Below are 8,768 nucleotides of genomic sequence, written 5' to 3'. Positions count from 1 at the left end.
GCGGGGCGGTCATCAGGGGGTCACCTTCCGGGTGTCTGCGCCGACGGCCTCGGCGAGGGTGGCGTACGGGCTCGCGGCCAGGCGCGCGGCCAGGCCCCGGTGGACTCGGCGGCACCACAGGGGGCCCTCGTAGACGAGGGCGCTGTAGCCCTGGACGAGGGTGGCCCCGGCCAGGATGCGCTCCCAGACGTCGTCGGCGGTCCGCACCCCGCCGACACCGACGAGCGTGACGCGGTCGCCGACGCGGGCGTACAGGCGGCGCAGCACGGCCAGGGAGCGGTCCTTCAGCGGCGCGCCGGACAGTCCGCCCGCGCCGATGGCCTCGATCTCGGCGCGGTCGGTGGCCAGGCCCAGGCCGTCGCGGGCGATGGTGGTGTTGGTGGCGATGATGCCGTCCAGGCCCAGCTCCACGGCGAGGTCGGCGACCGCGTCGACGTCCTCGTCCGCCAGGTCGGGTGCGATCTTGACCAGCAGGGGGACGCGGCGGCCGGGCACCGCGGCGTCGGCGGCGGAGCGCACGGCCGCCAGCAGCGGGCGCAGGTGCTCGGTGGCCTGGAGGTTCCGCAGGCCGGGGGTGTTGGGCGAGGAGACGTTGACGACGAGGTAGTCGGCGTACGGGGCCAGCCGGGAGGCGGAGAGCGCGTAGTCGCCGGCGGCCTCGCTCTCGGGAGTGACCTTGGTCTTGCCGATGTTGACGCCGACGGTGGCGGGGAAGACCGCCCGGCGCCCCGCCAGGCGGGCGGCCACGGCGGCGGAGCCGTCGTTGTTGAAGCCCATGCGGTTGACCAGGGCCCGGTCGGCGACCAGGCGGAACAGCCGGGGTGCGGGGTTGCCGGGCTGGGGGTGGGCGGTGACGGTGCCGGTCTCGACGTGGTCGAAGCCGAGCATGGTGAGCCCGTCGATGCCGACCGCGTTCTTGTCGAAGCCGGCGGCCAGCCCGAAGGGGCCGCGCATCCGCAGGCCGAAGGCCTCGGTGGCCAGGGCACGGGTCTGCGCCCGGCCCGGGGCAGCGACGGCCGCGACGAGGTGGCGCAGGCCGGGGACGCGGGCGGCCAGCCGGATCAGGGCGAACGCCAGGTGGTGCGCCCGCTCGGGGTCCAGGCGCTTGAGGATCAGATGGAACAGCAGGGGATACATGCGGGTCTTCCGTGCGGCGGGCGGTACGGGATCCGGCGGCGAGGTCCGGTGGCGGGGTCCGGTGGCGGGGTGCCGCGGGGTGCTCTCGCGGTGAGGGGGACGCCGCTGCCGGCGTCCCCCTCACCCCTGGTCACTTCCCGCGGGCGGCTGTCAGGTGTTCCGCGTGCTCCTGCAGGGAGCGGACCCCGACCTCCCCTTGCGAGGTGGCCTCGATGCCCTGTACGGCGGCGGCCAGCGCCTGGACCGTGGTCAGGCAGGGCACGGAGCGGGCGACCGCGGCGGTGCGGATGTCGTAGCCGTCCAGGCGGCTCCCGGTGCCGTAGGGGGTGTTGACGATGAGGTCGACCTCGCCGTCGTGGATGAGCTGGACGATGGTCCGCTCACCGTTCGGCCCCTCGCCCTCGCTCTGCTTGCGCACCACGGTGGCGTCGATGCCGTTGCGGCGCAGGACCTCGGCGGTGCCGGAGGTGGCCAGCAGCTCGAAGCCCATGGCGACCAGCTCCCGGGCCGGGAAGATCATCGAGCGCTTGTCCCGGTTGGCCACCGAGACGAAGGCCCGGCCCTTGGTGGGCAGCGCGCCGTACGCGCCCGCCTGCGACTTGGCGTAGGCGGTGCCGAAGACCGAGTCGATGCCCATGACCTCGCCGGTGGAGCGCATCTCCGGGCCGAGCACGGTGTCCACGCCGCGGCCGTGGACGTCGCGGAAGCGGCTCCAGGGCAGCACGGCCTCCTTCACCGAGATCGGCGCGTCCAGCGGCAGGGTGCCGCCGTCACCGCTCGCCGGCAGCAGGCCCTCGGCCCGCAGTTCGGCGATGGTGGCGCCCAGCGAGATCCGGGCGGCGGCCTTGGCCAGGGGCACTGCGGTGGCCTTGGAGGTGAAGGGGACGGTACGCGAGGCGCGCGGGTTGGCCTCCAGGACGTAGAGGATGTCCCCGGCCAGCGCGAACTGGATGTTGATCAGCCCGCGCACCCCGACGCCGCGCGCGATGGCCTCGGTGGAGGCCCGCAGCCGCTTGACGTCGTGACCGCCCAGGGTGATGGGCGGCAGGGCGCAGGCGGAGTCGCCGGAGTGGATGCCGGCCTCCTCGATGTGCTCCATCACGCCGCCGAGGTAGAGCTCGGTGCCGTCGTAGAGCGCGTCGACGTCGATCTCGATGGCGTCGTCGAGGAAGCGGTCGATCAGCACCGGGTGCTCGGAGATCAGGCCGGCGTGGCGGGTGAGGTAGTCCCCCAGCGAGGCCTCGTCGTAGACGATCTCCATGCCGCGTCCGCCCAGCACGTAGGAGGGGCGGACCATGACCGGGTAGCCGATCCCGGCGGCGATCTCCTTGGCCTCGGCGAAGGAGAAGGCGGTGCCGTACTTGGGCGCGGGCAGCCCGGCCTCGACCAGCACCCGGCCGAAGGAGCCGCGGTCCTCGGCCAGGTGGATGGCCTCCGGGGAGGTGCCCACGACGGGGACGCCGTTGTCCTTGAGCGCCTGGGCCAGTCCCAGCGGGGTCTGGCCGCCCAGCTGGACGATGACGCCCGCGACGGGTCCGGCCTGCCGCTCGGCGTGGACGATCTCCAGGACGTCCTCCAGGGTGAGCGGCTCGAAGTACAGCCGGTCGGAGGTGTCGTAGTCGGTGGAGACGGTCTCGGGGTTGCAGTTGACCATCACGGTCTCGAAGCCCGCGTCGCGCAGCGCGAAGGAGGCGTGGACGCAGGAGTAGTCGAACTCGATGCCCTGCCCGATGCGGTTGGGGCCCGAGCCGAGGATGATCACCGCGGGCCTCTCACGCGGGGCGACCTCGCTCTCCTCGTCGTAGGAGGAGTAGAAGTACGGGGTCCTCGCGGCGAACTCGGCGGCGCAGGTGTCGACCGTCTTGTAGACCGGACGCACCCCCAGGGTGTGGCGCACCTCGCGGACGACGTCCTCGCGCAGGCCCCGGATCGCGGCGATCTGGGCGTCGGAGAAGCCGTACCGCTTGGCCTCGGCCAGCAGCTCGGGGTCCAGGCGGCCGGCCGCGGCCAGTTCGTCGGCGATCTCCTTGACCAGGAAGAGCTGGTCGACGAACCAGGGGTCGATCCTCGTGGCCTCGAAGACCTCCTCGGGGCTCGCGCCGGCCCGGATGGCGGCCATGACGGTGTTGATCCGGCCGTCGGTGGGGCGCCGGGCGGCGGCCAGCAGCTCGTCCTTGTCCCCCAGGTCGGCCGCCGGGGTGGCGAAGTCGAACTGGCTGCCCTTCTTCTCCAGCGAGCGCAGCGCCTTGTTCAGCGCCTCGGGGAAGTTGCGGCCGATGGCCATCGCCTCGCCCACCGACTTCATGGTGGTGGTGAGGGTGGAGTCGGCGGCCGGGAACTTCTCGAAGGCGAAGCGCGGGACCTTGACCACCACGTAGTCGAGCGTGGGCTCGAAGGAGGCCGGGGTCTGCTCGGTGATGTCGTTGGGGATCTCGTCGAGGGTGTAGCCCACGGCCAGCTTGGCGGCGATCTTGGCGATCGGGAAGCCGGTGGCCTTGGAGGCCAGCGCCGAGGAGCGCGAGACGCGCGGGTTCATCTCGATGACGATGACCCGGCCGTCGGCGGGGTTGACGGCGAACTGGATGTTGCAGCCGCCGGTGTCGACGCCGACCTCACGGATGACGGCGATGCCGATGTCGCGCAGGGTCTGGTACTCGCGGTCGGTGAGCGTCATCGCCGGGGCGACGGTGATGGAGTCGCCGGTGTGCACGCCCATCGGGTCGAAGTTCTCGATGGAGCAGACGACCACGACGTTGTCGTGCTTGTCGCGCATCAGCTCCAGCTCGTACTCCTTCCAGCCGAGGATGGACTCCTCCAGGAGCACCTCGGTGGTCGGGGAGAGCGTCAGCCCCTGGCCGGCGATGCGGCGCAGCTCGTCCTCGTCGTGGGCGAAGCCGGATCCGGCGCCGCCCATGGTGAAGGAGGGCCGCACCACGACCGGGTAGCCGCCGAGCTCCTCGACGCCGGCCAGGACCTCCTCCATGGAGTGGCAGATGACCGAGCGGGCGGACTCGCCGTGCCCGATCTTGCCCCGGACCGCCTCCACGACCTCCTTGAACTGGTCGCGGTCCTCGCCCTTGCGGATGGCCTCGACGTTGGCGCCGATCAGTTCCACCCCGTACTTGTCCAGGGTGCCCGCCTCGTGCAGGGAGATGGCGGTGTTGAGCGCGGTCTGGCCGCCCAGGGTGGGCAGCAGCGCGTCGGGGCGCTCCTTGGCGATGATCTTCTCGACGAACTCCGGGGTGATCGGCTCGACGTAGGTGGCGTCGGCGATCTCCGGGTCGGTCATGATCGTGGCCGGGTTGGAGTTGACCAGGACCACCCGCAGGCCCTCGGCCTTGAGGACCCGGCACGCCTGGGTGCCGGAGTAGTCGAACTCGGCGGCCTGCCCGATGACGATCGGGCCCGAGCCGATGACCAGGACGCAACGGATATCGGTGCGCTTAGGCACGCTGGCCCTCCATCAGGGAGACGAAGCGGTCGAACAGGTACGCGGCGTCGTGCGGCCCGGCCGCCGCCTCGGGGTGGTACTGGACGCTGAACGCGGGGCGGTCCAGCAGGCGCAGGCCCTCGACCACTCCGTCGTTGAGGCAGACGTGGGAGACCTCGGCGCGCCCGTAGGGGGTGTCGCCGGGGGCGTCGAGGGGAGCGTCCACGGCGAAGCCGTGGTTGTGCGCGGTGACCTCGACCTTGCCGGTGAGGCGGTCCTGCACGGGCTGGTTGATGCCGCGGTGGCCGTACTTGAGCTTGTAGGTGCCGAAACCGAGGGCGCGGCCGAGGATCTGGTTGCCGAAGCAGATGCCGAACAACGGGGTGGAGCGCTCCAGCACCCCTCGCATGAGGGAGACCGGATGGTCGGCGGTGGCGGGGTCGCCGGGGCCGTTGGAGAAGAACACCCCGTCCGGCTCCACGGCGTAGACGTCCTCGATCGTGGCCGTGGCGGGCAGCACGTGGACCTCGATGCCGCGCTCGGCCATCCGGTGCGGTGTCATACCCTTGATGCCCAGGTCGACGGCCGCGACGGTGAAGCGCCTGGTCCCGATGGCCGGGACGGTGTACGCCTCGGTGGTGGCGACCTCGGCGGCCAGGTCGGCGCCGGTCATCTCGGGGGCGGCCTTGACCCTGGCCAGCATCGCGGCCTCGTCGGCGATGGCGTCGCCGGAGAAGATGCCGACCCGCATCGCGCCGCGCTCGCGCAGGTGGCGGGTGAGCGCCCGGGTGTCGACGCCGCTGATGCCGACGACGCCCTGGGCGGTCAGCTCCTCGTCCAGGGTGCGCACCGAGCGCCAGTTGGAGGGCACGCGGGCGGGGTCGCGCACCACGTAGCCGGCCACCCAGATCCGCTTCGACTCCGGGTCCTCGTCGTTGACGCCGGTGTTGCCGATGTGCGGGGCGGTCATGACGACCACCTGCCGGTGGTAGGAGGGGTCGGTCAGGGTCTCCTGGTAGCCGGTCATGCCGGTGGAGAACACGGCCTCGCCGAGGGTCTCGCCCACGGCCCCGTAGGCGCGGCCGCGGAAGGTTCGGCCGTCCTCCAGGACCAGTACGGCGGGCGCCCTGGAGGCTTTGCGGGCGGAGGTCGTCATCGTGCGCCTTCCTCGTGGTGCGTGGTGGCGGCAGCGTCGGTGGTGCCGTGGGGTTCGTCGGGGGCGCCGGCCGTGCCGGAGCCGCCGCCGGACATGGTGCGGAGCTCCTCCAGCCAGGCGGCGTGCTCGGCGGCGCGGTCGGAGCGGAAGCCGGAGTCCAGCAGGCGGTCGCCGTGCTCCCAGGTGATCACCAGCAGGCCGTCCTCGGTGAGGACCTTGCCGGCGATGCCCTTGTCGAGCCGGGCGCCGCGCAGCCTGCCGGCCGGGATGAAGAAGTCGTTCGCCCCGGGCCGCAGCACGTGCACACCCTGCTCGGTGAGGGTGAGCTCGGCGCGGCTGCGGGCGCCCAGGCCGTGGGCGACGATCCGCTCCAGCCACTGCCCGGCCGCGGTGGAGCCGTGGTAGCGGCCGGTCATGGTCAGTCTCGGCTCCCCGGGGCCGGCGGGCGCCTGGGGCAGTTCGGGGAGGTCGGACTGGAGCACCGAGCGCCACTTCCAGCCCTCCCTCATCAGCCAGTACACCAGGGCGACGACCAGCAGGAGGCCGATCACCCAGGCGATCCGGGGCGCCCAGTCGGTGACCTGCTGCGACTCGGGCGCCGCGGCGAAGCGGATGGCGGTTGGTACCGGTGAGAGGTTCATACGAGCTTTCCGTCCATGACTGTCGCCCTGCCCCGCAGGAACGTGTGTGTGACACGGCCCGGCAGCTCGCGTCCCTGGTAGGGGGTGTTGCGGCTGCGGGAGGCGAAACGTGCGGAATCCACCGTTCCACGGTAGGCCGGGTCGACCAGGACGAGGTTGGCGGGCTCACCAGCCGAGACGGGCCGCCCCTGGCCGGCCAGGCGCCCGATGGCCGCGGGCCGGAAGGACATGCGGTCTGCGACGCCGGCCCAGTCCAGCAGCCCGGTCTCCACCATCGTGTGCTGGACGACGGACAGCGCGGTCTCCAGGCCGACCATGCCCATGGCGGCCGCGCCCCACTCGCAGTCCTTGTCCTCGTGGGGGTGGGGGGCGTGGTCGGTGGCGACGCAGTCGATGGTGCCGTCGGCCAGCGCCTCGCGCAGGGCCCTCACGTCCGCCTCGGTGCGCAGCGGCGGGTTGACCTTGTAGACCGGGTCGTAGGAGCGCACCAGCTCGTCGGTGAGCAGCAGGTGGTGCGGGGTGACCTCGGCGGTGACGTTCCAGCCCTTGGACTTGGCCCAGCGCACGATCTCCACCGATCCGGCGGTGGACAGGTGGCAGATGTGCACCCGGGAGCCGACGTGCGCGGCCAGCAGCACGTCGCGGGCGATGATCGACTCCTCGGCGACGGCCGGCCAGCCGCCCAGGCCCAGCTCGGCGGAGACCGCGCCCTCGTTCATCTGGGCGCCCTCGGTCAGGCGGGGTTCCTGGGCGTGCTGGGCGATGACGCCGTCGAAGGCCTTGACGTACTCCAGCGCCCGGCGCATGATCACCGCGTCGTCCACGCACTTGCCGTCGTCGGAGAAGACCCGCACCGAGGCGGCCGACTCGTGCATCGCGCCCAGCTCGGCGAGCTGCTTGCCCTCCAGGCCGACGGTGACGGCCCCGACCGGCTGCACGTCGCAGTAGCCGGACTCCCGTCCCAGGCGCCAGACCTGCTCGACGACGCCGGCGGTGTCGGCGACGGGGAAGGTGTTGGCCATGGCGTGCACCGCGGTGTAGCCGCCGGACGCCGCGGCCCGGGTGCCGGTCAGCACGGTCTCGGAGTCCTCGCGGCCCGGCTCGCGCAGATGCGTGTGCAGGTCCACCAGGCCCGGCAGCAGGATCTGCCCGTCGGCCTCGACCACGCGGGCGCCGTCGGCGTCCAGACCGGTGCCGACGGCGGCGACGGTCCCGCCATCGATCAGGACGTCCAGCGCCTGGCCGCCCAGCACCTTCGCGCCGCGGATCAGGGTCTTGCTCATGGGTGTCACTTCTCCTCGGTACGGGCGGTGGTGTCGGCGGTTCCCGCGGTGCTGCCGGCGGCGCCCGCGTGCTCGGAGCCGCCGAGCAGCAGGTACAGGACGGCCATGCGGATCGAGACGCCGTTGGCGACCTGCTCGGTGACGGTGCAGCGGCCGGAGTCGGCGACCTCGGCGGTGATCTCCATGCCCCGGACCATCGGTCCGGGGTGCATCACGACGGCGTGCTCGGGCATCCGCTCCATGCGCTGCACGTCGAGGCCGTAGCGGCGGGAGTACTCGCGCTCGGTGGGGAAGAAGGCGGCGTTCATCCGCTCGCGCTGGACGCGCAGCATCATCACGGCGTCGGACTTCGGCAGCACGGCGTCCAGGTCGTAGGAGACCTCGCAGGGCCAGCCCTCGACGCCGACCGGCAGCAGGGTGGGCGGTGCCACCAGGGTGACCTGGGCGCCCAGGGTGTTCAGCAGGTCGACGTTGGAGCGCGCGACCCGGCTGTGCAGGATGTCGCCGACGATCGTGATCCGCCGGCCGGCCAGGTCCCGGCCGATTCCGGCGTCCGGGCCGATCAGGCGGCGGCGCATGGTGAACGCGTCGAGCAGCGCCTGGGTGGGGTGCTGGTGGGTGCCGTCGCCGGCGTTGACGACGGCGGCGTCGATCCAGCCGGAGGTGGCCAGGCGGTAGGGGGCCCCGGAGGCTCCGTGCCGGATGACGACGGCGTCCACGCCCATCGCCTCCAGGGTCTGGGCGGTGTCCTTGAGGGACTCGCCCTTGGAGACCGAGGATCCCTTGGCCGCGAAGTTGATGACGTCGGCGGACAGGCGCTTCTCGGCGGCCTCGAACGAGATGCGGGTGCGGGTGGAGTCCTCGAAGAAGAGGTTGACGATCGTGCGGCCGCGCAGCGCGGGCAGCTTCTTGATCGGGCGGTCGGCCAGGCGCGCCATCTCCTCGGCGGTGTCGAGGATGCGCACGGCGTCGTCGCGGGTGAGGTCGGCGGCCGAGATCAGGTGACCGGAAGTCCGGGGGTTGCCCCCGGGGAAGAGCGGCATCTGGCTGTGCTCCGGTGTGTGGAGGTTTCAAGGCGTGCGGACACGCGGACGCGGCCGCGGGGCTGCCGGGCCCGGGAG

6 protein-coding genes are annotated in these 8,768 nt (G+C 72.5%); all 6 read right to left on the bottom strand.

Annotation, left to right across the window (positions count from 1 at the left end; translation table 11 throughout):
• Positions 1-12: 12 nt before the first annotated feature.
• Entirely contained in the window at positions 13-1,137 is a 1,125-nt protein-coding gene (locus L7D48_RS21760) for a quinone-dependent dihydroorotate dehydrogenase (RefSeq protein WP_237881599.1), read from the bottom strand.
• Between the two features lie 130 nt (positions 1,138-1,267).
• Positions 1,268-4,588 carry a carbamoyl-phosphate synthase large subunit gene (gene carB / locus L7D48_RS21755; RefSeq protein WP_237881597.1) on the bottom strand — a complete coding sequence of 1,107 codons (3,321 nt, stop codon included), beginning with the start codon at positions 4,586-4,588 and terminating at the stop codon, positions 1,268-1,270.
• The gene (carA, locus tag L7D48_RS21750; protein WP_237881595.1) at positions 4,581-5,723 is read right to left on the bottom strand and encodes a glutamine-hydrolyzing carbamoyl-phosphate synthase small subunit; all 1,143 of its coding nucleotides are present in this window, start codon (positions 5,721-5,723) and stop codon (positions 4,581-4,583) included. The genes carB and carA overlap by 8 nt, the downstream gene beginning before the upstream one ends.
• Complete coding sequence (locus L7D48_RS21745; RefSeq protein WP_237881593.1) at positions 5,720-6,364, bottom strand: hypothetical protein; 645 nt, start codon at positions 6,362-6,364, stop codon at positions 5,720-5,722. The genes carA and L7D48_RS21745 overlap by 4 nt, the downstream gene beginning before the upstream one ends.
• The gene (locus tag L7D48_RS21740; protein WP_237881591.1) at positions 6,361-7,647 is read right to left on the bottom strand and encodes a dihydroorotase; all 1,287 of its coding nucleotides are present in this window, start codon (positions 7,645-7,647) and stop codon (positions 6,361-6,363) included. The genes L7D48_RS21745 and L7D48_RS21740 overlap by 4 nt, the downstream gene beginning before the upstream one ends.
• Positions 7,648-7,652: 5 nt before the next feature.
• Positions 7,653-8,690 (bottom strand): aspartate carbamoyltransferase catalytic subunit, encoded by a 1,038-nt coding sequence (locus L7D48_RS21735; protein WP_237881589.1) that lies wholly within the window; start codon positions 8,688-8,690, stop codon positions 7,653-7,655.
• Positions 8,691-8,768 lie beyond the last annotated feature (78 nt).

Source organism: Streptomyces sp. ICN903, from assembly GCF_022015835.1.
In the GTDB taxonomy this organism is placed as follows: Bacteria; Actinomycetota; Actinomycetes; order Streptomycetales; family Streptomycetaceae; genus Streptomyces; species Streptomyces fenghuangensis.
The sequence above is the reverse complement of the archived record's forward strand: the minus strand, read 5'-3'. Positions and strand labels throughout refer to the sequence as shown.

What these genes read in the sequence shown, in the direction of transcription:
- L7D48_RS21735 (WP_237881589.1), bottom strand. Translation starts at nt 8,690, where the DNA reads ATGCCGCTCTTCCCCGGGGGCAACCCCCGGACTTCCGGTCACCTGATC.
- carA (WP_237881595.1), bottom strand. Translation starts at nt 5,723, where the DNA reads ATGACGACCTCCGCCCGCAAAGCCTCCAGGGCGCCCGCCGTACTGGTC.
- L7D48_RS21760 (WP_237881599.1), bottom strand. Translation starts at nt 1,137, where the DNA reads ATGTATCCCCTGCTGTTCCATCTGATCCTCAAGCGCCTGGACCCCGAG.
- L7D48_RS21745 (WP_237881593.1), bottom strand. Translation starts at nt 6,364, where the DNA reads ATGAACCTCTCACCGGTACCAACCGCCATCCGCTTCGCCGCGGCGCCC.
- L7D48_RS21740 (WP_237881591.1), bottom strand. Translation starts at nt 7,647, where the DNA reads ATGAGCAAGACCCTGATCCGCGGCGCGAAGGTGCTGGGCGGCCAGGCG.